Genomic DNA, 26,697 nt, shown 5'->3' on the forward strand with positions numbered 1-26,697 from the left:
GATAACGGGGCTTTTTTAGTGCAGAGATTTAACTGTGCTGTATCTAACTCATATGTACTAGCATATGACTCGGCTTTTCTAGGAATGATTTCCATAGATTACAAAAACGCGCAATAGTAGCGCCATCTATAACACGATGATCGCCAGACCAACTCACTTGCATAATACTGCGTGCTTCTACCCCACCTTGTTCATTAAAACGCGGTAATGTTTGTACTTTACCTAAAGCAACAATAGCGACTTCTGGTTTGTTGATAATGGGTGTGGCTACCGTACCGCCGATTGCCCCAATATTAGAAATAGTAATAGTGCCACCTTTTAAGTCGTCACTAGCAACACGGCCACTTCGCGCATCTTCTGTTAAACGTTCAATATCGTTAGCCAATGTTATGATTGACTTAGCTTGTACCTGCTTAATGTTAGGGACAAGTAAGCCGGCTTTAGCATCAACTGCCATACCAATATTATGATCGTTAAAGTAAGTAAGCTCGGTGCACTCATCATTAACTTGTGAATTAACAATAGGATATTCTTTAAGCGCTAATGACATCGCTTTCATAAAAAACGGCATCATAGTTAACTTAATATTTTGCTTAGCGTAAACTTCTTTGAGTTCACTGCGCAGCGCAATGAGCTCAGTGAGGTCTATTTCTTCACAATAAGTAAAGTGTGGAATAGTACTGACGCTATCTTGCATCGCTGTAGCCATTATTTTTTTAATGCCACGAATAGACTCTACTCTGTCATTGTCATTGTCATTGTCATTGTCATTGTCATTGTCATTAATGTTATTCTCTGCATTGTCGTTATGAGCAAGCACGTCATCTTTATAAACACGACCTTTTTTACCACTGCCAGTAACGTGATGAATGTTAATATCTAACTCACGCGCAACACGTCTAACCGCCGGGCTGGCGAGGGCTTTTTCGCTAGTTGCTTTCAGTGTTATCTCTTTCTCTGATTTAGCTGTGACTTGAGCTATAGTGTCAGACTGAGCTTCATCAATAGCTTTAGGCTCGACCTTAACTACCACAGTCTCACTAGCGCTAGTGTCATCTTCTGGTGTCATAGAAAAAAGCGGTGAATGTACTTTAGCTATTTCACCTTGCTTATAATAAAGTTTTTCCACCACCCCTGAATACATAGCGGGTATTTGTACTAAGGCTTTATCTGTCATCACATCAGCAACAGGCTGATCTTCAACAATAACTTCACCTTCTGTAACTAACCATTCGACGAGCTCACACTCAACGATACCTTCACCTATATCAGGTAATATAAAATCAATACTCATGTTTTTTTCCTGCAAATAGAGGGTTATCGTTAAAAGTTAACGGTTTTTATAATTGCTTCATACACTTTTAGATGATCACTAACATATTCTTTTTCTAATGCTAATGGGTAAGGCGTATCTAAACCACAAACCCGTGCAATAGGTGATTCAAGGTGTAAGAAACATTCGCTTTGAATAGTGGCTGCAATTTCACTAGCAAAACCTGCTGTTAATGGCGCTTCCTGACTAATAAGTAAACGCCCTGTTTTCATTACTGAATTGCTAATAGTCTCGATATCCCAAGGTAAAATAGTGCGTAAATCGATGACTTCACAGGAAATACCTTCGTTACTTACCATTTGTGCGGCTTTTTCAATAATTTCCATTTGCGCTCCCCAAGCAAGTAAGGTGATATCGGTACCGGTTTGTATCACTTCAGCCTTACCTAAGGGTAATTGATAATCTTCTTCGGGAACTTCACCAACCGAGGCACGATAAAGCCTCTTTGGTTCAAAAAATATCACCGGATTATCATCACGAATAGAAGCAAGTAGTAACCCTTTAGCTTGATAAGGATTACGTGGTATAACAACTTTTAAGCCCGGTGTATGAGCAAAATAAGCTTCTGGTGATTGGCTATGGTACAAACCACCAGCAATACCGCCACCGTATGGGCTACGAATAGTCAGTTTCCCTACATTGAATTGATTACCGCTGCGATAGCGGAATTTAGCCGCTTCATTGACGATTTGATCAAAGGCTGGAAAAATATAATCAGCAAACTGGATTTCAGCAATAGCAACACTACCTTGCGCAGCTAAACCATTGGCAAAACCAATAATGCCCTGCTCTACCAGCGGACTATTAAAGCAACGCGCTTTACCATATTTTTCTTGCAAACCACTGGTAGCGCGAAACACGCCGCCAAAGTGACCAACATCTTCACCAAAACATACTGTACGGTCATTGTCAGCCATAGCAATATCAAGTGCGCCGTTAATCGCTTGTAATAAATTAATTTTTGCCATGATTAACATTTCCCCGCTGCTGTAACTGGATAAGCTTCAACTGGGTAAGCTTCAACTGGGTAAGCTTCATTGAAGTGAGTGTAGATACAAAATAATTGTTCAATATAAATTTGCGTCATTATTAAAATTTCCCCGCAGTGAATGGGTAAGCTTCCGGATATTTTTTTATATGCGCTTTTACCTCAGCTAACTGTGCTTTAAGTTGCGTAGGGGGGATATCATAAACATCAGTTATCATGCTATCTATGTGAGGTTTATCTATTTTTTCGGCGACTTTAACTGCTGCTAAGACGTCTTCTCTAAGTTTTTCAAAGAGTACTGTTTCTTGTGCTTCATCCCACCACTTTTGTTTCAACATCCAGTTTTTCATGCGCAAGATTGGATCATGACTTTGCCATTTAGCTTCTTCTTCTTTAGTGCGATACCCTGATGGATCATCAGAGGTTGAATGTGCGCCAAGACGATAAGACATCGCTTCAATTAAAATCGGCTTACTTTCCTTGACCGCATAGGCACGGGCAATTTGCGTCGCTTTAAGTACCGCTAGAATATCATTACCATCAATACGGATGGTCTTAATGCCATAACCAACGCCACGTGAAGCAATACCGTTACCTCTGAATTGTTCATCAGCCGGTGTCGAAATAGCGTAGCCATTATTTCGACAAAAAAAGATCACTGGCGCCTCTTGTACTGCCGCCATATTTAAACCCGCATGAAAATCACCTTCTGATGCAGCTCCTTCACCGAAGTAGCACAAAGTAACCGCATCAAGTCCTTGTAACTTTTGCCCGTAGGCATAGCCTGTTGCCTGAGGTATTTGTGTGGCAAGTGTTGAAGATACTGTCATACAGTTCAATGCTTTAGAGCCATAATGTATTGGCATTTGACGACCTTTACCTAAATCATCGGCATTACTGAATAATTGATTCATAAAGTTTTCAAGGCTAAAGCCACGAAACATTAATGCCCCTTGTTCTCGATACTGCATCATGATCATATCTTGTGGTTGTAGCGCTGCAGCGCCACCAACACTGGCCGCTTCTTCACCTAAAGCAGCCATGTAAAAACTTAAACGCCCTTGGCGTTGTGACGCCACCATACGTTCATCTAAGACACGATGAAAGGCAAGCGTTTGATAAATTTTAGTCGCTAATACTTGATCTATTTCAGGTAAATCAGCATTGGGATAAGTGACGCCATCTTGGTCTAAAATCCTCAGTTCAGGAATCTCAACACTACTGCCATCAATAAAAGTAGGTTGGTGAACTATTTGGCCTTCATTATAAAGTTCTGTGCTCATAACGTTCTCTTTTTGTTTATAGCCATGTCACTAAGGAGTGAAATGGCTATTACCTCAGCGCGAATCTATTGCGCTAGGCCTTTTTGAAAATGTATAGCTAGGTTTATGATCTTTTAAGTATAGTCAATTTATACCTTGCTAAGCATGTTGTAATAACTTCTCTGGTAACAATGTATGTTAGTAACTTATTTTGGAATAATTTATGTTAATAACTTAACTTTAACCATTAAGACTTTACCTTTACGTCAAATGACATTCAATAAAGCAAGCTAATGATTCGCTTACTAAGTAACAATAAGTGAGCAATATTGTTTACAGTAGCGTTAGCGTTGAAAATAGCAGATGTTAATATGAGGATAGGTGATCACTGAATAAGTGGTAACCTATAAATAAAGAAGGTGTCTGAGCTATTCCCACAAATTACCTAATAGTTCAGCAGGTTAAACCATTTAAACTATAAAGGAACATTCATGGTATTGGGTGATCAGATCCATCACTAAACAAGAAGTTATAATGGAGGCACGATAAGTTTCACCGAAAAATAAAACTCGTCTTGTGCTTCCCTAACCTATCAACACGCGCCAAGTCAGCTTGAATCAAATGCCACAGTGAAAGGTAATATTAACGTATTCTCATCAGGGATGATAAGCAAACCAATATAGGGAAAGGATGTCCGTTCAGCGCTGGTACGTCAAAGGCATTATCTTGCATGTAGCATAACACTTGATTAGCAGCTCCGAGGATTGCCAGAGGTAGTAGCCCTTTGGGTGTCGTCGACACTGCGACAATATATAAGTGAAATTCCTACCCATTAACCTGACTATACCCTCATTTTTTAAGGTTATCAGTCACTAAGTGATAACCTTAATCTTGCTATAACAGTAATATGTAGGGAACAAGCATAGCTACATCGTAATAACGTTATAAGCCAGCAGCTTTAAATGAAGTACTCACAATAGCTTGCGCTTCTTTAATGATTGTTTGTAGGTGGTTTTCATCAATAAAGCTCTCAGCATAAATTTTATAAATATCCTCAGTTCCTGAAGGCCGAGCGGCAAACCAGCCATTATCAGTCACCACTTTTATACCACCAATCGCAGCATTATTACCGGGTGCATGTGAAAGCACCTGAATAATATTGTCGCCAGCAAGCGTTTCTGCCTTAACATTTTCATCAGACAATGCGGTTAGTAATTTTTTTTGTGCCAGTGAAGCAACCGCTTCAACACGACCATAACAGGGTTGACCTAAGGTTTTAGTGAGCTCAAGATAATATTGATAGGGATCCTTACCCGTAACCGCAATAATTTCTGCTGCTAATAACGCCAAAATAAAGCCATCTTTATCTGTAGTCCAAGTACTGCCATCGCGTGCGAGAAATGATGCGCCAGCACTTTCTTCACCGCCAAAAGCATAACTAGCATCAGCTAAACCATCAACAAACCATTTAAAACCAACAGGTACTTCTGATAACGGCAGTGACAACTGTTTTGCTACACGGTCAATGAGTGAACTTGATACCAAGGTTTTACCTATTTTACAGTGCTTTGGCCAATTTCTGTGGGTCATTAAGTAATGAATAGCAACGGCGAGATAATGATTAGGATTCATCAAACCACCGCTTGGCGTCACAATGCCATGTCGGTCAAAGTCGGGATCATTACCAACACTGATGTCAAAATCATCTTTCATGGCAATTAATCCTGCCATGGCATATTTAGACGAGCAATCCATGCGAATTTTGCCATCTTTATCAAGTGGCATAAAAGCAAAGCTACTATCAACGACTTCATTTACAACGGTAATATTTAATTGATATTTTTTGGCTATAACCGGCCAGTAATCAATACCTGAGCCCCCTAAAGGATCAACGCCAATAGTAACACCCGCTTGAGCTATAGCTGCCATATCAATTACTTGCTCTAACTGCTCAACATAGAAACTAATAAAATCTTTCTGAGTGAGTAAAGGCGATTGTAACGCTGCTTGGTAAGGTAATTGCCTAACATCGATTAAATGCGCGGTTATTAATTCATTAGCACGCTGCTCAATATTTTTAGTGATGTCATCTTCTGCTGGTCCGCCATGGGGAGGGTTATATTTAATACCGCCATCACTAGGTGGATTATGCGAAGGCGTAATAACAATACCATCTGCCTTATGAGCAGTAGCCGTTTTATTGTGGCTAATAATTAAACGAGAAATAACCGGCGTTGGTGTAAAGCCCTTTGCTGAAAGCGCATCACTTTGAATAATTACATTAACGCCGTTAGCGATAAGCACTGAAATAGCGTTGGCAAAAGCTGGCTCTGACAATGCGTGGGTATCTTTACCTAAAAAAAGTGGTCCAGTGATATTTTTCTGTTGACGGTACTCTGCAATTGCCTGACAAATTGCAATAATATGCTGTTCATTAAAGCTACGTTTACTGGCACTCCCTCGATGACCCGAAGTACCAAAGCTTACTTGCTCTGCTGGTAAGGTTACATCAGGAGTTTGTAAAAAGTAGTCACTGACTAACTGAGCAATGTTAATGCTATCTTCTGGTCGAGCGGGTTTACCTGCGAAAGGGTGAATACTCATATTATCTTCCTAATTATTATCGGTATTACCGCTAAGTATTGTTGTCATAGTGTTAATCACGTTAACTCGTTAAACTCAAGAAACCTACATCACGGTTAAGTTAGCAGCATCTGACTAAAGGCTAATTATCAAACGCTAACGACTAAAGCAATTCACGAATTTTTTCAACATCGCTATCGCTGTAACCTAATGAAATTGAAGCTTTGGTCAACATCATTTTTTTACGTGTGGTATTTGAGTTGGTAATCACCCAAAAAGGACTTTCGGGTATTTGACGGGGTTTAGTACTACTGCCACTTTCAGCTAACTTACTTTCACTGTTAGCAAAATATAACCGGTCTCGACCACATATTTCAGTTACCACGGAAAATTGCGCTGGATGAGCACGATATAATGCGGCAAGAATCAGTAAAAAACGACCAACAGCGCCGCGCTGCATTGCCAATTCTTCTTTATTAATAAAATTAAAAACCGTTTCACGGCTAATAGCAGCTGCCGCTTTAATGGCACTGTTGCTATGAAGGTTTTTTTCGTTAAACGTTGTGATATTTGGCGCTATTCCCTCTGTAGATAAGGTTTGTGGCGCTAAATTTTCTGGCATCTCTGGTGTTAACACCTTAACTTCAGTACTTTTAACTACGCTACGTTTAGTGTCATTCGTTTGAATAGCATCCTGTGAAGAGCGAATGATGTTAGTCGTATTACCGTTCGTTGTTAGCACTTGCGTGTCAGCAAGTGTATTGACGTCAACTGGCAATGAAGATTCGTTAACGGTAACAGTTTTAGCCTCGGCTTCTACACCCAACTTGAGTAAACGACGTAAAATGGCAGAAGCACTTTCACCAATAAACTGAGTGTTGCTAGCAATATATTGATAAAGCTCTTCATCTATCTCGATGTTTTTCATTATTACCCTTAACTTAAATAATTCGCGAAAGATTATATAGGGAAATGACAATAGGTTGAACTCATTTATCCCATAACGATGTAACGCGCATTAATTTACCTGACTTAAGCAGGCTTTCATAGAACACAAGCCGTTATCGGGTGTTGTGTCAGTACTGTACTCATTAATATAGCTATTGATTATTCACTATGTTTGCAAATAATCATTAAAAGCATGACAATATTACCAATAAATAAAAATAAAAGAATACCTTAATGACAAAGCAAACTCCGCTACTTCACTATAAACAAATTGGCACCGGCAAGCACATAGTACTCATACATGGTTTATTTGGTAGTTTAGAAAACCTGAATATGGTAGCTAAGCCGTTAGCTGAAAATTACTGTGTTACCAGTGTTGATGTTAGAAACCATGGCGATTCATTTCATGCTAGTTCAATGCAATACCCTGAATTAGCGCAAGATATTATCAACTTGTTAGATCATTTACACATTGATACTTGCCTATTATTAGGTCATTCAATGGGAGGGAAAATTGCTATACAAGTGGCTTTAGAGCATCCCGAGCGTGTTATCAAATTAATCGTGGCTGATATTGCACCTGTTAGCTACCCGCCACATCATTTAAAAATCATCGAAGGTTTACAGGCTATCGATTTATCACGAGTTACCAAACGAAAAGATGCGGATACCCAGTTAGCTGCTTACGTTGATAATGTCGGTATGAGACAATTTTTATTGCGCAATTTAGCTATAGATTCACACGGAAAGTTCGCTTTCAAATGCAGTCTTGACGATATTAGTTTGTGCTATGCGCACATAATGAAAGCCAATCAACTAGCTGCTAATAAAATGCCCTACCCAGGACAAACTTTGTTTATTAAAGGCGGCGACTCAGACTATATTTTACCTGAACATAAAAAGGCTATTGCCGCACTACTACCAAACGCTAAAGCAAAAATAATTCAAGGTACGGGACACTGGCTTCATGCTGAAAAGACTATTGCGTTTAATAAAGTAGTTGCTGATTTTATCAGTACTGATAGCTAATTTTATAACTAGCTTTATACGACTAAGAATACATAATTCAAAACAGCTAAAAAACATGAACAGTTCACCCCTTGTCTATTGCTATTATTGATAAAGAACAAAACCGTTACCACCAACAACCGTTATTATTTACCCGATAGCGATAAAACCTAATGGTATGGTAGTGATGATATGTTATAATATCGTCAATTTTTTTGGGCTTAATACTAACTATAGACGTAATAGATTAGTATGACATTGCCTTAATGTACAAGAAATAAGCGACCATTATGCTAGCAGAACATTTAGAGCTTATTGAGACAATTGGTCTCAATTTATTTTTCCTTTTTATCTTTGGTTTTATTGGGCTTTCTATTTACGATGTGATGAATAAAAACGATGTGCCAACAATGGGTAAGGTAGTCGTTTATTTTGTATTGTTTTTAGGCTGTGCTGGCTTTATTGCTAAAGGTATTATCCAGTTAATCTGGGAAAGCCAAGGCGTTGGTTAACTCATGGCAAAAGAAATAACAGACTTAACCACTATCGATTTATTTAGTGATGAAAGGCGCCCTGGCCGTCCAAAAACTAACCCTAATCCACGTAGTGTGCAGATAAAAATCAACAAACGAAATCAAGTTAAACGCGATAGAAATAACGGTTTAAAACGTATAGAGTTTAAAGTACATCTCAGTTTATTTGAACAATTAGAACAATTAGCTAAAACTCAGAAAATGAGTCGTAGTGAATTAATAGAGTCGCTGTTAATCGAGTCATTAGCAGCACAAGTTAAGTAATTTTAAGAAAGCATCATAAGGTAATATTACATGGCAATCGTAGGTTTATTCTTCGGCAGTGATACAGGTAACACTGAAGCAATTGGTAAAATGATTCAGAAAAAACTAGGCAAGCAAATGGTTGATGTTAAAGACATCGCCAAAAGCACTAAAGAAGAAATCGCTGAGTTCGATTTACTTATTTTAGGTATCCCTACCTGGTATTACGGTGAAAACCAATGTGATTGGGATGATTTTTTGCCTGAACTCGAAGCGATAGATTTTACTGATAAACTTGTTGCTATTTATGGCTTAGGTGATCAAGAAGATTACGCTGAGTATTTTTGTGACGCCATGGAGCCATTACGCGATATCGTAGAAAGTAAAGGCGCAATTGTCGTGGGTAACTGGTCTACAGAGGGTTATGAGTTTGAAGCGTCAAAAGCGCTTATTGATGAAAATACCTTTATTGGCTTGTGTATTGATGAAGATAGACAAAGTGAGCTGACTGAAGAGCGTGTAACTAAATGGCTTGCACAATTAAATGATGAAATGTGCTTAGCGGAATTCGCTTAATAGCATTTTTATTGCCGTAGTGTTATACAGGTTATAGCGTTATATAGGTGATGGTAAAAAAGCACCTTTATAGCGCTTTTTTTTGGCGTTTATCGTCAAAATGTACTATTACCTTAAAGAATACAGTTAAAGCTGTCCTCTTATGGTATAACCTCCTATAATTTTACTATTCAATTACTTAATAACTTTAGAGGTTAAATATGGCTGAACAGAACGAAGAGCTAAAAAGAGCTGGATTAAAAATTACCTTACCTAGAATAAAGATCCTTAGTATTCTTCAACAGCCAACTAATCAGCATATCAGTGCAGAAGATGTTTATAAAATTCTATTAGAACAAAATGAAGAAATTGGCTTAGCAACAGTATACCGTGTATTAAACCAATTTGATGATGCAGGTATTGTTACCCGTCACCATTTTGAAGGGGGTAAATCAGTATTTGAGTTAGCCCATAAAGCGCATCACGATCATTTGGTTTGTTTAAAGTGTGGTAAAGTTGTCGAATTTGAAGATAACGTCATTGAGCAGAGACAAAAAGATATCGCAGTGGCACATAAAATCAAGCTAACGAATCATAGTTTGTATCTTTACGGTGAATGTGAAGATGAAGTTGCTTGTGAAGTCTATCGAAAAAGCATTCAGTAAATCATAATACTTATATCGTAACTATATTAATGTAAGGCTTTTCTCTTACCATTATTTAGCACAATAAAAAACGCTGTGATAGCAATATCACAGCGTTTTTTATATCTGAATTAATGCGTTAGCTTAGGCTTTTTTCAAATAAGCAGACACTAAGACAATACGCGTACCATTAACCTTACCTTCAATATGCTCAGGGTTATCGGTCAGAGTAATACCACGCACCATAGTACCTTGCTTAGCGGTAAAATTTGCCCCTTTAACTTTTAAGTCTTTAATTAAGGTAACATTATCGCCGTCTTGTAATTCTGCGCCGTTGCTATCACGTGTTGGGCCATTGCTACGCTCTGCTGCTATGCCCTGCTCCGCCCACGTTTTAACATCATCTTCTAAGTAAATCATCTCTAAAGCATCTTGCGCCCAACTTTCAGCAGAAAGCTTATGTAGCATACGATAAGACATTACTTGTACTGCCGGCTCTTGACTCCACATACTATCACTTAAGCAACGCCAGTGGTTTACCTCGATTTCACTTTGACCTTCTATTTGCGATAAGCAATGTTGACATAGGTAAATAGATTGCTGAGCACTTAAGTCGCTTGTTGGTGGTACTGGGTAAACAGCCAATGTTTCTGTGCTGGTACAAAGTTCACAACTATTATTACTGCGGGTTTTTAACGCTTGTTCTGTAGGCATAATTTTTCCAAAGGTATACGTTGTTTTAATGATATCCAGATAACATAATTTAATGATCTAACTGCATAGCATGGTTTAATGAGATAAGTCTATGGCATAATTATACCCTCATCGGCTTATATTTCTATGAAAAAACTCGCTTTACCCCTTAATTAGCGCTGTTTAGCTATTACCACTAGACAATGGCTATTCTTCAATGATAAAACTCGCCCACAACAAAATCCTCTGTAACAGGCCTCCTATGACGAGTGAAAATATATCTAATACATCGTTTATTCAAAAAATCATGGCAACAAGCTTAGTCAGTCAAATCATTGTCGCTATTATTTTAGCGAGTTTACTCGCCACCGTATCCCCTGAGTCCGCAAAAAACTTCAGTATGCTCGGTAGTTTATTTGTTAATGCCTTAAAAGCTGTCGCGCCAATTCTAGTGCTAGTCTTAGTAACTTCCGCTATTGCTAATCAAAAAACAGACAGTAGCGCAGAGCTAAAACCTATTGTCGGCTTATATTTCATTGGTACCTTAAGTGCTGCGTTTGTTGCCGTATTATTAAGCTTTACTTTCCCTACTGAACTTACCCTCAACGTTATTGGCGCTAACGCTAACCCACCACAAAAGTTAACTGAAGTATTAGCGACACTTGCTTTTAAAGTTGTAGAGAACCCGGTAACCGCGGTAGCAAGCGGTAACTTTATTGCCGTGCTTGCTTGGGGATTAGGGTTAGGGTTTTCTTTAAAGCATGCTAATGAAACAAGTAAAGTTATGGTGCACGATTTAAGCGAAGCTATTTCTAGTATGGTACGCTTGGTCATACGCTTTGCGCCATTAGGCATTTTTGGCTTAGTCGCCAATACTATCGCCACTACCGGCTTTAGCGCTTTAGGTGAATATAGTCACTTAGTCGCGATACTACTTGGCGCTATGTTAATTATTGCCTTGTTAGTTAACCCATTGATTGTTTTTATTATCACCAAGAAAAACCCGTATCCTTTAGTGTTCACATGCCTTAGAGAATCGGGTATTACCGCCTTTTTTACTCGCAGCTCCGCCGCTAATATTCCGGTAAATATGGCGTTATGTAAAAAATTAAACTTGCATGAAGATACTTACTCAGTATCTATCCCCCTTGGCGCAACGATTAATATGGCTGGCGCGGCAATTACCATTACCGTATTAACGTTAGCTGCGGCCAATAGCTTAAATATCAACGTCAGCTTTACTAGCGCTATTTTATTATCAATCGTTGCCGCTATTTCAGCTTGTGGTGCTTCAGGTGTTGCTGGTGGCTCGTTGTTACTTATCCCCTTAGCATGTAGCTTATTTGGTATTACTAACGATATTGCCATGCAAGTGGTTGCCATTGGCTTTATTATTGGCGTTATACAAGACTCTGCTGAAACCGCGTTAAACAGTTCAACCGACGTGGTCTTTTCTGCTGCTGCTTCACATCATATAACTAAAAATTAACGTAACTAAGAGCTCATCTCGTTGCTAAAATAACGTGCATATAAATAAAAAGGCACAGAGTACTATCAGTATTGTGTGCCTTTTTATTTATACTCGATTCGTTAATTTAACAGTACTATTTTGATACCTAGTGTAGAGTCGTGCTCAATAAAGGACTGACATATAAAGTGCCCTATGGCCGCCACTAACACATTGTCATAATATAAAAAGGGAATGCGTTTACGTTCCCATGGCGCTATATTAAGCTCTTGCAATACCTTTTTAACGCTACGTGAGTGTTGTCTAAAGTGAGGTAAGCATGTTGGGTTGTCATGGCTAAAACGAATCGTAACCTGCTGTGCTGCTTTAGGTAAAGCAATACCCGGCAATGTCTTTTGATTCATTGTTAAGTGATCAATTGGGATATTTTGACTGCTTTTATTGGCACTATTGAGCTTTTGAGCCGTACTAGCATTAAAAACCAAAGTGCCGACATTATCAGGTAAGTTAACAACAATATCACCAAGCGTAAGAGCGCGATAAGAGATATCGACCTGCACCTGCCAATCGCTAATATCTTGATAAAAAGACGTTAAAAACAAGGTGTTTTTATAACGCCTAAAAACGTACTGCCCAACTTTAATTTGTGGCATTTTATCAGCATCGGCAGCTAGTTGTTGTCTCACTTGCTTTACTTGCTCAGTACTTGGCATTAAGCACCCCTGCTGAGCCATAAAAAAGCGCAATAGATTATTAAAACGTGCTGGTGATAGTAGTTTTAATGGTTCTACCTGTAACCCAGTAGTCTCAGCTTTACAAACGGCTAAGTCTTGCTCAGCTAGCTCATCTAATAATTCTTGTCCAGCTAAACAATGGCTAGCGCTACGGTTAATGGTTTGGCTAATACTAGGCCAGCGCTTACGTAAACTAGGCATGATTTGCTGTCTAATAAAATTACGGTCAAAACAGTTATCCGTATTTGACTCGTCTTCGACCCAGGTTAACTGATGGCTATTGGCATAATCTTCAATTTCTTGGCGAGAAATACTTAATAATGGACGAACGAGTAGATGTTGACCAAGCTCTGATTGCACTGCCATAGCAGACAACCCTTTCAAGCCTGCGCCACGCTTTAAGGCTAATAAAAAAGTTTCACTTTGATCATCACTATGATGACCTGTTAGCACTAAACATTTTTTATCACGCAATGATTTAAGTGCGTCATATCGAGCGTCACGCGCCAATGCTTCAAGTGATTGTTGAGGTTTAGGCTGTAAGTTTACTTTTTTAATAACCAAGTTAACCAAGAGCTTCGCGCACTCTTGCTCGGCAAAATTTTGCCAAGCTTGTGCATTTTGACTCAAACCGTGGTTAACATGACAAACCGTGATGGTGTTAGTAAAACGTATTTTTTGCTGTAACTGTATTAGCGCATGTAACAGTACTTGTGAGTCGACACCACCGCTGTAAGCAATAATTAACTCAATATTCTCATCGAGTTCAATAAGAGGTCTGAGGGTAGTATGAAGGGCTGTGATGTGTTTATTCATAAAAATTATCAACTGCTATCAAGAGTGTCATAATCGTTGCTAAAATAGAGGGCTTTAAAAAACGAAAAACTCTTTAGAATACTTCTAAAGAGTTTTTTATGCTTGCCTATAAAACATCAGCAAAAAATGCTTAGCGACTAGCAGTAACCAAAAGACATTAATCTATCGTAACGTTTTTCAATAAGCTCTTCTTTACTTAAATTCTCTAAGTCAGTAAGATCTTTATTGATGGCTTGTTTAAGATGCGCCGCCATAATATCCATATCACGATGTGCGCCGCCTAATGGCTCTTCAACGATACTGTCAATGAGATCAAGCTCTTTAATACGTTTTGCCGTAATACCCATAGCTTCAGCTGCTGTTGATGCTTTTTCGGCTGTTTTCCATAAAATAGAGGCACAACCTTCAGGGGAGATAACTGAGTAAGTTGAATATTGCAGCATGTTTACTCTGTCGCCAACACCAATGGCTAATGCACCACCTGAGCCGCCTTCACCAATAACGGTACAAACAATAGGAACCGTTAAACGCGCCATGACTTTTAAGTTACGGGCAATCGCTTCACTTTGACCACGCTCTTCTGCGCCAATACCAGGGTAAGCCCCTGGAGTGTCAATAAAAGTAATGATTGGCATATTAAAGCGTTCTGCCATTTCCATTAAACGCAGTGCTTTGCGGTAACCTTCAGGGCGAGGCATACCAAAGTTACGTTTAACTTTTTCAGCCGTTGAACGACCTTTTTGGTGACCAATGATCATTACCGGTCTGCCGTCTAAGCGCGCGGTACCACCAACAATAGCATTGTCATTAGCATAAGCTCGATCACCTGCTAACTCATCAAATTCGGTGAAGATACGTGGTATGTAATCTAGCGTGTAAGGGCGTTGTGGGTGGCGAGCTACGCGTGCAGTTTGCCATGGCTCTAAATTAGCGAATATTTTCTTAGTTTGGTCTTTATTCTTTTCACGCAATTGCGTTATTTGATCTTCAATATCAAGATCAAGCTCTTGACCGTTGTTAACTAACTGTAGCTCTTCTATTTTTGCATCAAGTTCAGCGATAGGCTGCTCGAAATCTAAAAAGTTTAATGACATGTTTATTTTACCTAATAAATCTAGTTAATTTTTTAAAATAGTTAAAGACTTAACCAAAGTACCTTGAGCTAAGCTGTAATTATACCCATTTCACTCATGAAACGAGTATTATTTAAATTCCATGGCGACACGTTCTTCACCAAGCAATGTTTTTAATTCGTACAGTAACATATCAGTTGGCGTTACTCGCCATTGCACGCCTAATTCAAGCATAGCTTGAGCTTCTTCGCGCTGATAAAAGACTCTCACTGGGCAGGTGCCTTCTTTAAAAGGCGTTAATACCTGAGTAAACTGTTCGATAAAATCATCTGCAATCAAGCTTTTATCAACTTGAATATCGATAGAACTAAGATAATTTGCTCGCGCGTCAGTGATTGACATTATATCCCGAGCGGTCATTGTATTACCACCTGAATAATCATCAAAGCTGACCTGTCCGCTACAAACCAAAATAGCATCATTAACAAGCAACTCTGCAAAGCGATCATAGTCATCTGGAAAGAGGCGGATGTCCATGCGAGCACTCTTATCATCTAAGGTCACTAATGCCCAGCGACGCCCGCGCTTATTGACTAAGACGCGTACGCCAATAACTAAACCTACGGCAACACCTTGCTTATCTCGCCCGGTTGGTTGCATGGCAACGAGTCGACTTGATGAATATTTTTTTATTTCACTTAAATAACGATTAATGGGATGACCGGTTAAATAAAGCCCTAACGTTTCTTTTTCACCATCTAACCATACTTCTTCAGCCCAAGGTTTTACTTCTTTAAAGCTTTGTCTAGAGTCGGTTTGTTCGTCGTTAATTAAGCCAAATAAATCATTTTGACCTAAAGACTCCGCTTTGGCGTGTTGCTCTGCCGCTTTAATAGCCTCAGGTAAGGTAGCAAAAAGTGCTGCGCGATTAGCGCCCTGCTCTTTTGTTGAGCCGACCTGCGATTTAGGGCCTAAATTATCCATCGCACCTGATTTAATTAATTTCTCTAAAATGCGCTTATTAGTTTTTTTAAGGTCAAGACGGGCACAAAAATCAAAAAGGTCGGTAAAGGGGCCACCATTAAGACGCGCAGCAATAATGGCTTCGATAGGACCTTCGCCCACGCCTTTAATCGCACCAATACCATATACTATATGGTCATCGTCATTTACCGTGAATTTGTATTGACCGCTGTTAACATCAGGTGGTAATAACATAATCCCCATATTGCTACATTCATCCACTAAGGTAACAATTTTTTCAGTGTTATCCATATCAGCCGACATAACAGCCGCCATAAACGGCGCGGGAAAGTGTGTCTTCATCCATAGTGTTTGATAAGAGACTAACGCATAAGCAGCTGAGTGGGATTTGTTAAAGCCATAACCGGCAAACTTTTCCACTAAATCAAATATTTTTATCGCCAGCTCGCCATCAACACCACGATCTATCGCACCTTTTTCAAAACCCGCACGCTGTTTAGCCATTTCTTCAGGTTTTTTCTTACCCATAGCACGGCGTAGCATATCGGCGCCACCAAGTGAGTAACCCGCTAAAACCTGAGCAATTTGCATCACTTGCTCTTGATATAAAATAATACCGTAGGTAGGTTCAAGTACTGGTTTTAAGTCAATATGTTGCCAAGTAGCATCCGGGTAACTGACCTCTTCACGACCATGTTTACGTTCAATAAAGTTGTCAACCATGCCTGATTGTAATGGCCCAGGTCTAAATAAAGCCACCAGTGCAATAATATCTTCAAAGCAATCGGGTTTTAACTTATCGATTAACGACTTCATGCCGCTAGATTCTAACTGAAATACCGCCGTGGTTTGTGACGCAAGTAACAACTTAAAACTGGCTTTATCTTCAAGATCAATCTTGCTGATATCAATAGGCGCTTTACCTGCTTTAAGCAGCTTTTCATCGGCTATTTCAATAGCCCATTGCAAGATAGTGAGCGTTCTAAGACCTAGAAAATCGAATTTAACTAAGCCGGCATCTTCCACATCATTTTTATCAAACTGTGTTACTGGGTTTTTACCTTCATCATCACAATAAAGTGGCGCAAAGTCAGTAATAGTCGTTGGTGATATAACCACACCACCAGCATGTTTACCGGCATTACGTGTAGTGCCTTCTAGGATACGACACATGTCAATTAAGTCTTTTACGTCACTATCTTGTGCGTAGACTTCAGGCAGCTTAGGTTCTTCTTCAAAGGCTTTTGCGAGCGTCATACCTGGCGTTGGTGGAATAAGCTTTGATATACGATCAACAAAACCATAAGGATGCCCCAATACACGACCAACATCACGAATAACCGCTTTTGCCGCCATGGTGCCAAAGGTAATTATTTGCGATACCGCATCACGACCATAGAGCTCAGCAACATGGTCAATCACTTCATCACGTCTATCCATACAAAAATCGATATCGAAATCTGGCATAGATACCCGTTCAGGGTTTAAGAAGCGCTCAAAAAGTAAATCATATTGCAGCGGATCAAGATCGGTAATGTCCAAGGCATAAGCGACCAGCGAGCCGGCCCCTGAACCACGACCTGGTCCAACCGGAATATTGTTATCTTTACTCCACTGAATAAATTCCATTACGATTAAAAAATAACCGGGAAAGCCCATATTATTGACAACTTCAAGCTCTACTTTTAAGCGTTCATCATACGGCGCTCTTATTTCGGCAAAGTTATCAGCTTGGCGATCAAATAATTGATCCAAACGCTTTTCTAGACCTTTTTCAGACACCTTAATAAAATAGTCATTTATTTCTAACCCTTCAGTAGGAAAGTCGGGTAAAACATACTCACCTAAGGTAACGGTAACATTACAACGTTTAGCAATTTCGACACTATTAGCTAAAGCTTCAGGAATGTCACTAAAAAGCTCACACATTTCAGCTTCACTGCGTAAATACTGATCTGGGCTGTAACGCTTAGGGCGCCTTTTATCATCGAGTGTGTAACCATCATGAATAGCAACGCGAATTTCATGAGCATCAAAGTCATCGGGAGAAAGAAACATCACTTCGTTAGTGGCAACAACAGGTAAATCATATTGCCCAGCAAGTTCAACCGCTAAATGAATATAGTTTTCTTCGTCGTTACGACCGGTTCTAATGAGCTCTAAAAAAAAGCAACGTTCAAAGTGTTGTTGATAAAAAGCCACCATATCGTTAACAAGTGCAGTATTGCCTTTTAACAGTGCTTTACCAATATCACCTTCACGGCCGCCCGAGAGTATAATTAAGCCTTCTTTAAACTCAACTAACCACGATTTATCGATAACCGCTTTGTTTTGAATATGTCCGCGTAAGTAAGCTTTAGAGATAAGTTCGGTAATGTTTTTATAGCCAGCGTTGTTAGTTGTTAACACCACAATACGCGACAGCTCATTTTCTAACGCGTCACTTTTAACCCAAAAATCACAGCCAATAATAGGCTTTATACCGGCGTTATGAGCAGCATGATAATATTTAACAAGACCACATAAATTGGTTTGATCGGTCAAGGCGAGCGCTGGCATATTTAATTCAGCGGCTTTCGCTATAATTGGCTTAACTTTTTTTAGACCATCGCACATTGAATAATCGCTGTGTACACGTAAGTGCACAAACTTAGGTTCAACAAAGGTGTTGGCTGCTACATCCTCAGGAAGATTGGTCATGCTTTCACTCATGGAAAGTACCTAACACTTTTGCCACCGGTTTAAAGCTTTGTCGATAACAGTCAAGCACGCCATGCTCAATAATTTTTTCTAAATGTAACTTAGTTGGGTAGCCTTTGTGCTTAGCAAAACCGTATTGAGGGTATAGTTTATCTAACGCGATCATCTCATCGTCGCGGGTAACTTTCGCTAAAATTGAGGCGGCGCTTATTTCTACCACTCGGGCATCACCTTTTACTACCGCTTGACTGGCAATTTTTAAGCGGTCTTGTTGGCTGTATTGATTACTGTATTGTTCGTTATCATTACTACACGCCAAAAAAGTTGGACAACGATTACCATCAACAAGCACAAAGTCAGGTTCAACCGTGAGTCCAGCAACAGCGCGCTGCATAGCAAGCATGGTCGCATGTAAAATATTTAAGGTATCTATTTCTTGTGGGCTTGCCCGACCTAGCGACCAAGCGAGTGCTTTTTCTTTTATTTCAATAGCCAGTAAGTTACGTTTTTTTTCTGATAGTTTTTTTGAGTCCATTAATCCTTCAATAGGGTTATCGGGATCTAAAATAACCGCCGCTGTGACCACATCACCCACCAAAGGACCACGACCTACTTCATCAACACCTGCAATGCAGTAGGCGATAGGGTATTCAAAATCAGGAAAAGTGTGTTTACTTGCCATAAATTAATCTTATATTCTTACTGTGGGTTGAGTTACTAATCGGTATTTTTGTTGGTTGCTGTTAATGGTTCATCAGTTAATGCTTGAGAGTAATGCTTTAGACTGATCATTAAGCTTTAATACTTAATGTTAGTAGTTAATATTACTCGTTAAGGGTTACTAGCTAAAGGTTGCTAACTAAAACTAACTAGATAAAACATCAAGTACTGCTTTAGCAGCTTGTTTACTCGCATCACACTTTAACTGTTGATGGATGTTAGTGTAGCTGTCATTAAGCTGGCTTTGATCTTGATATAAGCGTTCTTTAATTAACGGTACAATATTTTCTGGGCATACTGCTTTTTGCAATAATTCAGGTACTAAGGTTTTATTAGCCAATAAGTTAGGCAGTGAGAACCACTTTAACTTAACTAACCAACGACCCAATAAAAAAGTGATAGGGCTAAACTTATAACAAATAACCATAGGACGCTTAATTAATGCCGCTTCTAAGGTGACTGTACCCGAGGCGGTTAATAAGCAATCACTCGCTGCCATTACTGTTTGTGTTTTATTAAGAATAACCTCAACCTTTAACGCCGGAGCAAACTCTGCTTTAAGGGCATTAAATTGCGCTACACGTTGTTCACTGATCATAGGCGCAACAAAAAGTAGTTCACTATCTTGTGCTTGTAATTGTTTAGCACTCTCGAAAAAATCTTCAAGTAAACGTGCTAATTCACCACTGCGACTGCCCGGCATAAGCGCTAAAATCTTTTTATTCGCAGGTAAACCTAACTCTTTTCTTGCTGATGCTTTATCACTTTGCATTGGAATATCATCAGCAAGTGGATGACCGACAAAAGTGCAAGGGACATTATGCTTATCGTAAAAAGCTTTTTCAAAAGGTAATAATGCTAGTACCATATTGGTCGCTTTAGCAATTTTAAAAATACGTTTTTCACGCCACGCCCATACTGATGGACTAACATAATGCACGGTTTTAACGCCTTGGTTTTTAAGTTTTAATTCTAAGCCAATAGTAAAGTCGGGGGCATCAATACCGATAAACACATCAGGTTTATTGCTAGTGAAAAAGTCTACTAAGCTTTTGCGAACATGTAATAATCGACGAATACGACCAAGAACTTCCACTAAGCCCATGACCGACAATTCATCCATTTCAAATAAGCTGTTAAAACCTAGCGCTTGCATTTTCGGACCGCCAATACCGATAAAGGTTGCATCGGGGTGAGTTTGGCGTAACGAGATCATCAAACCTGCGCCTAATGTGTCACCTGAATGTTCGCCAACAACAATGGCAAAGACGGTTGCTGAGTTAGCGTGTTTAGTTTGAGATAGAACTTGAGAAGTCATAGGCGTTAAAGGTACTTAGTGTTAGCGTTGCTTGTCTTAATCTGAACAGTAAACAGAGCACTTAATGCTGCGTTTACTGCTTGAGTTAAGACAAGCAGTAACGGCACATATTTAACGTATAATGCCGCGATTAGAGTCTTTGATTGAATTACAAAAAACCTGTAATTCTGGGGATTGTGCTGGCATTTCACCGATGGTTTTTAACGCGTCTTCAACAGAAAGTCCTTGGCGGTAAATCGCTTTATAGGCTCGTTTTATTGTTAAAACGGTTTCTTTATCAAAACCTCGACGTTTTAAACCTTCACTATTTAGACCAAAAGGTTTGGCTGGCTGCCCTGATGCCATGACATAAGCTGGCACATCTTTAAGTATTAAGGCATTACCGGCAATAAAACTGTGCGCGCCAATATGGCAAAATTGATGTACGCCAACCATGCCGCCAATAATGGCATGGTCACCCACATGAACATGACCAGCAATAGAAGCGTTGTTTGCAAAAATACAATGGCTACCGACAAGACAATCATGGGCAACATGGGTATAAGCCATAAATAAATTATTACTGCCAATTTGGGTAACACTATTATCTTGTACGGTACCACGATGGACAGTACAAGATTCTCGAAAGATATTGTTATCACCAATGATCAATTCGGTAGGCTCACCTGCATACTTAAGATCTTGACAGTCTTCACCAATACTGGCGAATTGAAAAATACGGTTACCGTTACCAATACGTGTTGGGCCATTAATAACAACATGCGAGCTAATCTCACAGTTATCGCCAATAACAACGTTACTGGCGATATAAGTCCAAGGACCTATGGAAACATTGTTACCAATAATAGCGCCTGGCTCAATAATAGCTTGGGAATGAATCATATATTAAATCTTCTAATAGGTAAGTAGACGTTTTATTTAGCGTTATTAATCTCTTATATGTCTTTAGCAATAGCAGCAAAGAAGACTATAAAAGGTCATAAAAGGCTATGAAAATTATAAAGGTCGACGTGCACACATAAGATCAGCAGAGCAGACTACTTTACCATCAACTCTCGCTTCACCATAAAATTTCCACATACCACGACGCTCTTTAATGAATTCAACATGTAAATGCATAGTATCGCCAGGTAGTACCGGCTTTTTAAACTTTGCTTTATCTATTGAGGCAAATAAATACATCTCTTTTTCTTCTCGACCTTCTGTACTTTTAAAACCCAGAATGCCGGTTGCCTGTGCTAGCGCTTCTAAAATTAATACGCCTGGAAAAATAGCTACTTCAGGAAAGTGACCGGTAAATACAGGTTCATTGATGGTTACATTTTTAATCGCATGTAACGTTTTACCTGGCTCGTGATCAAGCACTCTATCAACTAATAACATAGGATACCTGTGTGGGATCAAAGTTTTAATTTCGTTAAGGTCGATAGGTTTTTTTACAGTATCCAAATGAGTGTTCCTTGTTAGCTAGCACGGTTAACGAGTAAATAAGTTAATCGTTTGTTCTATTTATGTCACTGGTATTTACGTGCAAAAGGTTATGGTTAAAGACTGATAAGCTTTACATGACATAAAAACGTTGGAGCATTTTACGCATTGGTAGAATGAATAGCTAGTTATTAGCGCGTAATTTTTTCTAACGCTTTTACCCGTGCGGTTAAACTATCAAGTCGTTTAATTCTCGCGTTGGTTTTATGCCACTCTTTATTTGGCGCTACTGGCATACCTGATGAATACACGCCCGCTTGGGTAATCGTTTTAGTTACCATCGACATACCTGTAAAGACAGTATTATCAGCAATAGAAATATGGCCATTGATAGCAACAAGGCCGGCAATAGTACAATTTTTTCCGATCACGGCACTACCGGCAACAACACTACAACCTGCTATAGCAGTATTTTCGCCAATAATAGCATTATGGGCAATTTGAATTTGGTTATCTAAAATAACACCGTCTTTTATTTCGGTATTATCCAATGCTCCTCGATCAATAGTAGTACTAGCACCTATTTCAACATGGTTACCAATAACAACACCACCAAGCTGTGGTATTTTATGCCACTTATACTGACCTGCTACTGGTGCGTAACCAAAGCCGTCAGCGCCGATAACCGTATTGGCTTGAATTAAACAATGATGACCTATAACAACGTTATGATAAACAGTGATATTCGCCCAAAGCGAAGTCGCCTCACCAATGGTCACGTCATGACCAATAAAGCAACCAGCGCCAATACTGACGTTATTAGCTAAGTGCACACCCGACTCAATAACCGCATTAGCGCCAATGTTAACATTCTCGCCAATAACAACATTTTCAGCGATGACTGCACTTGGGTGAATCCCACTGGCCGGTTTAGGCGTAGTATCCAATAAATTCGCTAAGATGGCATACCCCATGTAAGGGTTATCCATCACCAGCGCACTTACCGGACATGACTTAGCCGCATTGGGAGAGACAATAACAGCAGACGCTTTAGTATCATTAAGCTGTGGTATATATTTACTATTAGCTAAGAAAGCAACTTGGCCTGTGGTTGCTTTAGCTAAGGTTGCTAAGCTAGTTATATTAACCGCTGCTTCACTTGATGCATCTAGCGCTGCTGGCACTACCAACTTGGCATTTAGCTTATTAGCTATATCAGCTAAGGTATAAGTCATATCAGTGCCTTTACTGTTATTGTTACTTTAAAATACATACGACAAACTTTAAGGATTAAAAATAAAAAAGTCTTTGATCAAACCGCTTACTTAAGCTTACTTACACGCTCAACCACTACATCGGTAATATCAGCATCGGGTTTGGTGTACACTACCGCTTGTTGAGAAAGGACAAAGTCATAATCTTTCTTAACGGCAATGTTATCGACTGCTTGACGGACTAAAGCGATAATTTTATTGGTCTCTTCATTTTGACGTTGCGTGGCTTTTTGTTGCAATGCCTTACCTTTTACTTGGTATTCTTGAAATAAAGACTTCACTTTACCGTCTAGTTCTTCTTTTTCTTTTTCACTCATTAATGAACCGTCACGCTTAAGCTTTTCTTGATAATACTTAATATCTTTTTCAAGCTGAGTAATCATCGCTTTATCATCTTTAAATTCTGCTTCTAAGCTTTGCATTAATGCTGCTGTTTGTGGAATTTTACTCATGATTTCTTGAAAGTTTACTACCGCTATTTTTTGATCCGCTGCCATTACTGAACTTGCTAGTAACATACCTGATGCAGCTGCGCCCATAACCATAGTTTTAATAATTTTATTCAACGTTGTTCCCCTTTATTGATTATGTGATTATGTCATGTAGTGACAAAATATTATTGTACTTAACTTGTTTGACTCTCGCTTAACTCACTTTTCAACAATGGCGATAAGCGTAATTGATGAAACCGTTATCTAAAATGTTTGCCCAATGTTAAAGCTAAAAAATGAGGTGTCATCGCCGTCTTCTGCTCTCACCGATTTAGCAAAACTAAAGATCATCGGTCCCATTGGCGATAACCATTGGAATGATATACCTGCTGAACTACGAAAGCGACTTGGGTCAGAGAAGTCATCAATTTTATCATACTCCACAGGTGATAAGTTTTCATAACTCTCTAGGTTAAACTCTGTATCCCAAACACTACCCGCATCCCAAAAAATACTGGTTCGGACACTATTTGCATAGCTTTCATCTAAAAATGGAGTGGGTACAATAAGCTCTAAACCGGCAAGTGCCATGGCATTACCACCGACTGAACGAGTTGATACATAAATAGAGTCATTGTCTGGGCCTAAACAACAGCCACCTGGTATTTGTTGTGGGCTACGATAAATAGCACGAGGACCAACAGTATTGCTTTCAAAGCCGCGCAAGGTATCTGCACCACCGGCACTAAAATTTTCCCAGAAAGGTAATAATTGGTCGTTACCGTCAATAGACCCATAACCATTAGCGTAACCTAATTGGATACGTGTTAATACCGACCACTTTTGACTACGCGTTAACGGAAAGTAAAATTTAGCATCATAATTTAACTTAAAATACTGCAAATCTGACTTAGGTGAGGTCATTTTAACATTAAGTCTTTGTTGAGAACCGGCCGTAGGGAAAGTGCCTCTATTTAAAGTGCTACGTGATAACCCTGCGTTTAAATCAACTGTTTTAAAGGCAAGTTGTCCATCGGGATCATCGGGATCTACGTAAATATCATAAAAGCTTTGAATTTGATCGTAAGCTTGTAATTGAGAAATTTGGTTATACTTCCAGCCAATACCAAAGTTTAAACGTAAATATTCATTAACGGGAAAGCCCCAGTTAAGACCCAAGCCAAAGGTCTTATTGTTGTATTCAACCATGTTGGCATTACCCGCATCATACTCGCTGTAATACACTTGACCACCTAACGAAACCGCATCAACAGTAAAGTAAGGGTCAGTATAAGAGATGGTGGCGTTCTTTTGGTAATAATTTTTTGCAACACTAAAGCCGAGTTGATTACCTGTGCCTAAAAAGTTGTTTTGTTGTACGCCGGCGTTAAGACTTAATTTAGTTTCAGAGCCATAACCAATACCAGCATTAAAAGAGCCCGATGGTTGCTCTTTTACCGTGAAGTCGATATCAACCAGATCATCTTCACCTTCTATCTGCTTAGTTTCAAACTCAACCGTTTCCATATAAGGCAAACGCATTAACCAAGATTTAGACGACTCAACAACACTATTAGACAACCACGCACCTTCCATTTGACGCATTTCACGACGCAGTACGTTATCAGCAGTAACATGGTTACCGGTAAAGTTAATACGGTTAACATAGACCCGTTTACCTGGGTCAATTGATATAGATAATTTAACGGTATGATTTTCATCATTCACTTCAGGAATGGTTCTCACTTTAGGATAAGCGTAACCATAACGGCCTAAAAATTTACTGATGACTTCTTCGGTGTAAGTAACTTCTGCACCGTTATAAAGTTCATCAGCTTGTAGAGGGTTAATGGCGCGGATAGTTTTCTCAAATCCAGCCATATCACCAATAAAGTCAACTTCGCTAACTCTGTAGGTTTCACCTTCGCTGACATTTAAAGCAATATATACTGATTCTTTATTAGGCGTCATTGACACTTGCGTCGAATCAACTTTAAAGCGTAAATAGCCTCGATTAAGGTAATAACTATTAATCGTTTCCATATCACCTTGCAGTGCTTCTTTTTGGTAACGATCTTGGGCCATGAAATTCCACCATGGCGAGTCATAAGTCAGCGCTATTTTATCTAATATTTCGGTATCTGAGAAAACCTCGTTACCAACAATATTGATTTGTTTAATCGAAGCAGAATCACCCTCAACAAAACGAAATTCTAAATTAACTCGGTTTCTTGGTAAGTGAGTAATTTTAGCGGTTACTTTGGCATTGTATTTACCAACGCTGTGATAAAAGTTTTCTAGACCCATTTCGATGCCCGAGATAACCGTTCTATCAAGTGTTTCGCCAACACGGATATTACTACCGTCAAGACTTTCAGTTAGCTGCTCATCTTTAATGTCACTGTTACCATCAAAGATAATTTCGCTAATGGTTTCTCGCTCTCTAACGCGATAAACCAAACGGTTACCATCTCGGTAAACACGAATATCATTAAAGTGACCTGATTGGTATAAGGCCTTAATTGACTGTGAAATTCTAAAGTCGTTGAGGTTATCACCCACATTAAAAGAAAGGTGTGTTAAGGCAGCTCCTAACGCAACGCGCTGTAGACCTTTAACTTCAATATCTTCAACTTGAAAGCTTGATGCCGCTTGCGCATAAGGTACTGATGTTCCTAGCGTACCCATGAGTAGGGCGAAGGCAATTCTTTTCATCATCATATAGTATAAACTTCGTTATTTCTTTTTATAAAAACGGATAGCGACACACCTAGTATGTTGCAGTAACTCTAACACTCGACGAACAAATAATTCAAAGTCTACCTTAGTAAGCGTAAAGGCTTTTTATTAGCCCTCTCTACTTCTTGTTCATTATCCTATAAAACGAGCTTATAAGACGATAACTCATGCACAAGGTATAATTTCAACTTTTAGCCTATAACTTTAATGCTAGTTTTTACA

Annotated in this window: 22 protein-coding genes; 6 read left to right on the plus strand and 16 right to left on the minus strand. The window is 39.2% G+C overall.

Features of this window, described 5'->3' with window-relative positions; genetic code table 11:
- Nucleotides 1-43: 43 nt before the first annotated feature.
- The 5 genes from FCS21_RS10310 to seqA form a co-directional block, all read right to left on the minus strand.
- Nucleotides 44-1,294: a 2-oxo acid dehydrogenase subunit E2 gene (locus FCS21_RS10310; RefSeq protein ID WP_138623063.1), complete on the minus strand. Its 1,251-nt coding sequence runs from the start codon at nt 1,292-1,294 to the stop codon at nt 44-46.
- A gap of 29 nt (nt 1,295-1,323) precedes the next feature.
- Nucleotides 1,324-2,301 carry an alpha-ketoacid dehydrogenase subunit beta gene (locus FCS21_RS10315; protein ID WP_138623065.1) on the minus strand — a complete coding sequence of 326 codons (978 nt, stop codon included), beginning with the start codon at nt 2,299-2,301 and terminating at the stop codon, nt 1,324-1,326.
- 121 nt (nt 2,302-2,422) lie between these two features.
- The gene (locus tag FCS21_RS10320) at nt 2,423-3,604 is read right to left on the minus strand and encodes a thiamine pyrophosphate-dependent dehydrogenase E1 component subunit alpha (RefSeq protein ID WP_138623067.1); all 1,182 of its coding nucleotides are present in this window, start codon (nt 3,602-3,604) and stop codon (nt 2,423-2,425) included.
- Between the two features lie 921 nt (nt 3,605-4,525).
- The gene (pgm, locus tag FCS21_RS10325; protein ID WP_138623069.1) at nt 4,526-6,187 is read right to left on the minus strand and encodes a phosphoglucomutase (alpha-D-glucose-1,6-bisphosphate-dependent); all 1,662 of its coding nucleotides are present in this window, start codon (nt 6,185-6,187) and stop codon (nt 4,526-4,528) included.
- 142 nt (nt 6,188-6,329) lie between these two features.
- A complete protein-coding gene (gene seqA / locus FCS21_RS10330; protein ID WP_138623071.1) occupies nt 6,330-7,094 on the minus strand; it encodes a replication initiation negative regulator SeqA in 765 nt (254 codons plus the stop codon).
- Between the two features lie 254 nt (nt 7,095-7,348).
- On the opposite strand from seqA, the gene FCS21_RS10335 reads away from it, so the two are divergent.
- From FCS21_RS10335 to fur, 5 genes are all read left to right on the plus strand, one after another.
- A complete protein-coding gene (locus FCS21_RS10335) occupies nt 7,349-8,143 on the plus strand; it encodes an alpha/beta fold hydrolase (RefSeq protein ID WP_138623073.1) in 795 nt (264 codons plus the stop codon).
- Between the two features lie 269 nt (nt 8,144-8,412).
- Nucleotides 8,413-8,634: a DUF2788 domain-containing protein gene (locus FCS21_RS10340; RefSeq protein ID WP_138623075.1), complete on the plus strand. Its 222-nt coding sequence runs from the start codon at nt 8,413-8,415 to the stop codon at nt 8,632-8,634.
- Between the two features lie 3 nt (nt 8,635-8,637).
- A complete protein-coding gene (ybfE, locus tag FCS21_RS10345; protein WP_138623077.1) occupies nt 8,638-8,919 on the plus strand; it encodes a LexA regulated protein in 282 nt (93 codons plus the stop codon).
- Nucleotides 8,920-8,949: 30 nt separating this feature from the next.
- Entirely contained in the window at nt 8,950-9,474 is a 525-nt protein-coding gene (gene fldA / locus FCS21_RS10350) for a flavodoxin FldA (protein ID WP_138623079.1), read from the plus strand.
- A gap of 200 nt (nt 9,475-9,674) precedes the next feature.
- Complete coding sequence (gene fur / locus FCS21_RS10355; RefSeq protein ID WP_138623081.1) at nt 9,675-10,118, plus strand: ferric iron uptake transcriptional regulator; 444 nt, start codon at nt 9,675-9,677, stop codon at nt 10,116-10,118.
- A 123-nt stretch (nt 10,119-10,241) separates the two neighbouring features.
- Here fur and FCS21_RS10360 read toward each other — a convergent pair whose 3' ends face one another.
- Nucleotides 10,242-10,811: a PhnA domain-containing protein gene (locus tag FCS21_RS10360; RefSeq protein WP_138623083.1), complete on the minus strand. Its 570-nt coding sequence runs from the start codon at nt 10,809-10,811 to the stop codon at nt 10,242-10,244.
- 241 nt (nt 10,812-11,052) lie between these two features.
- Between FCS21_RS10360 and sstT the strand changes: the two genes are divergently transcribed.
- A complete protein-coding gene (sstT, locus tag FCS21_RS10365; RefSeq protein WP_138623085.1) occupies nt 11,053-12,279 on the plus strand; it encodes a serine/threonine transporter SstT in 1,227 nt (408 codons plus the stop codon).
- A 101-nt stretch (nt 12,280-12,380) separates the two neighbouring features.
- Here sstT and tilS read toward each other — a convergent pair whose 3' ends face one another.
- The 10 genes from tilS to bamA all read right to left on the minus strand — a co-directional run bounded on the left by tilS (nt 12,381) and on the right by bamA (nt 26,457).
- On the minus strand, nt 12,381-13,808 hold the full coding sequence (tilS, locus tag FCS21_RS10370) for a tRNA lysidine(34) synthetase TilS (RefSeq protein ID WP_138623087.1): 1,428 nt from the start codon (nt 13,806-13,808) through the stop codon (nt 12,381-12,383).
- Nucleotides 13,809-13,945: 137 nt separating this feature from the next.
- Entirely contained in the window at nt 13,946-14,902 is a 957-nt protein-coding gene (gene accA / locus FCS21_RS10375) for an acetyl-CoA carboxylase carboxyl transferase subunit alpha (protein WP_138623089.1), read from the minus strand.
- Nucleotides 14,903-15,010: 108 nt separating this feature from the next.
- Nucleotides 15,011-18,577 carry a DNA polymerase III subunit alpha gene (gene dnaE, locus FCS21_RS10380; protein ID WP_171035684.1) on the minus strand — a complete coding sequence of 1,189 codons (3,567 nt, stop codon included), beginning with the start codon at nt 18,575-18,577 and terminating at the stop codon, nt 15,011-15,013.
- A complete protein-coding gene (gene rnhB / locus FCS21_RS10385) occupies nt 18,570-19,247 on the minus strand; it encodes a ribonuclease HII (RefSeq protein ID WP_138623091.1) in 678 nt (225 codons plus the stop codon). Before rnhB ends, dnaE begins: the two co-directional genes overlap by 8 nt.
- A gap of 183 nt (nt 19,248-19,430) precedes the next feature.
- Nucleotides 19,431-20,603: a lipid-A-disaccharide synthase gene (lpxB, locus tag FCS21_RS10390; RefSeq protein ID WP_138623093.1), complete on the minus strand. Its 1,173-nt coding sequence runs from the start codon at nt 20,601-20,603 to the stop codon at nt 19,431-19,433.
- A gap of 111 nt (nt 20,604-20,714) precedes the next feature.
- Nucleotides 20,715-21,485 (minus strand): acyl-ACP--UDP-N-acetylglucosamine O-acyltransferase, encoded by a 771-nt coding sequence (gene lpxA / locus FCS21_RS10395; RefSeq protein ID WP_138623095.1) that lies wholly within the window; start codon nt 21,483-21,485, stop codon nt 20,715-20,717.
- A gap of 114 nt (nt 21,486-21,599) precedes the next feature.
- Nucleotides 21,600-22,052: a 3-hydroxyacyl-ACP dehydratase FabZ gene (gene fabZ / locus FCS21_RS10400; RefSeq protein ID WP_138623097.1), complete on the minus strand. Its 453-nt coding sequence runs from the start codon at nt 22,050-22,052 to the stop codon at nt 21,600-21,602.
- 170 nt (nt 22,053-22,222) lie between these two features.
- Complete coding sequence (lpxD, locus tag FCS21_RS10405; protein WP_138623099.1) at nt 22,223-23,266, minus strand: UDP-3-O-(3-hydroxymyristoyl)glucosamine N-acyltransferase; 1,044 nt, start codon at nt 23,264-23,266, stop codon at nt 22,223-22,225.
- 86 nt (nt 23,267-23,352) lie between these two features.
- Nucleotides 23,353-23,871, minus strand: coding sequence for an OmpH/Skp family outer membrane protein (locus tag FCS21_RS10410; protein ID WP_138623101.1), 519 nt, complete (start codon nt 23,869-23,871; stop codon nt 23,353-23,355).
- A gap of 129 nt (nt 23,872-24,000) precedes the next feature.
- Nucleotides 24,001-26,457, minus strand: a complete 2,457-nt coding sequence (gene bamA, locus FCS21_RS10415; RefSeq protein ID WP_138623103.1) for an outer membrane protein assembly factor BamA — start codon at nt 26,455-26,457, stop codon at nt 24,001-24,003.
- Between the last annotated feature and the right edge of the window lie 240 nt (nt 26,458-26,697).

This window comes from Colwellia ponticola, assembly GCF_005885605.1.
In the GTDB taxonomy this organism is placed as follows: Bacteria; Pseudomonadota; Gammaproteobacteria; order Enterobacterales; family Alteromonadaceae; genus Colwellia; species Colwellia ponticola.

Excerpts from the sequence above, each read along its gene's own strand:
- FCS21_RS10340 (WP_138623075.1), top strand. The coding sequence starts at position 8,413 with ATGCTAGCAGAACATTTAGAGCTTATTGAGACAATTGGTCTCAATTTA.
- FCS21_RS10320 (WP_138623067.1), bottom strand. The coding sequence starts at position 3,604 with ATGAGCACAGAACTTTATAATGAAGGCCAAATAGTTCACCAACCTACT.
- lpxD (WP_138623099.1), bottom strand. The coding sequence starts at position 23,266 with ATGACTTATACCTTAGCTGATATAGCTAATAAGCTAAATGCCAAGTTG.
- seqA (WP_138623071.1), bottom strand. The coding sequence starts at position 7,094 with ATGAAAAACATCGAGATAGATGAAGAGCTTTATCAATATATTGCTAGC.
- fur (WP_138623081.1), top strand. The coding sequence starts at position 9,675 with ATGGCTGAACAGAACGAAGAGCTAAAAAGAGCTGGATTAAAAATTACC.
- ybfE (WP_138623077.1), top strand. The coding sequence starts at position 8,638 with ATGGCAAAAGAAATAACAGACTTAACCACTATCGATTTATTTAGTGAT.
- fldA (WP_138623079.1), top strand. The coding sequence starts at position 8,950 with ATGGCAATCGTAGGTTTATTCTTCGGCAGTGATACAGGTAACACTGAA.
- accA (WP_138623089.1), bottom strand. The coding sequence starts at position 14,902 with ATGTCATTAAACTTTTTAGATTTCGAGCAGCCTATCGCTGAACTTGAT.
- FCS21_RS10335 (WP_138623073.1), top strand. The coding sequence starts at position 7,349 with ATGACAAAGCAAACTCCGCTACTTCACTATAAACAAATTGGCACCGGC.
- FCS21_RS10360 (WP_138623083.1), bottom strand. The coding sequence starts at position 10,811 with ATGCCTACAGAACAAGCGTTAAAAACCCGCAGTAATAATAGTTGTGAA.
- lpxB (WP_138623093.1), bottom strand. The coding sequence starts at position 20,603 with ATGACTTCTCAAGTTCTATCTCAAACTAAACACGCTAACTCAGCAACC.
- lpxA (WP_138623095.1), bottom strand. The coding sequence starts at position 21,485 with ATGATTCATTCCCAAGCTATTATTGAGCCAGGCGCTATTATTGGTAAC.
- sstT (WP_138623085.1), top strand. The coding sequence starts at position 11,053 with ATGACGAGTGAAAATATATCTAATACATCGTTTATTCAAAAAATCATG.
- pgm (WP_138623069.1), bottom strand. The coding sequence starts at position 6,187 with ATGAGTATTCACCCTTTCGCAGGTAAACCCGCTCGACCAGAAGATAGC.
- FCS21_RS10310 (WP_138623063.1), bottom strand. The coding sequence starts at position 1,294 with ATGAGTATTGATTTTATATTACCTGATATAGGTGAAGGTATCGTTGAG.
- FCS21_RS10315 (WP_138623065.1), bottom strand. The coding sequence starts at position 2,301 with ATGGCAAAAATTAATTTATTACAAGCGATTAACGGCGCACTTGATATT.
- rnhB (WP_138623091.1), bottom strand. The coding sequence starts at position 19,247 with ATGGCAAGTAAACACACTTTTCCTGATTTTGAATACCCTATCGCCTAC.
- bamA (WP_138623103.1), bottom strand. The coding sequence starts at position 26,457 with ATGATGATGAAAAGAATTGCCTTCGCCCTACTCATGGGTACGCTAGGA.
- dnaE (WP_171035684.1), bottom strand. The coding sequence starts at position 18,577 with ATGAGTGAAAGCATGACCAATCTTCCTGAGGATGTAGCAGCCAACACC.
- tilS (WP_138623087.1), bottom strand. The coding sequence starts at position 13,808 with ATGAATAAACACATCACAGCCCTTCATACTACCCTCAGACCTCTTATT.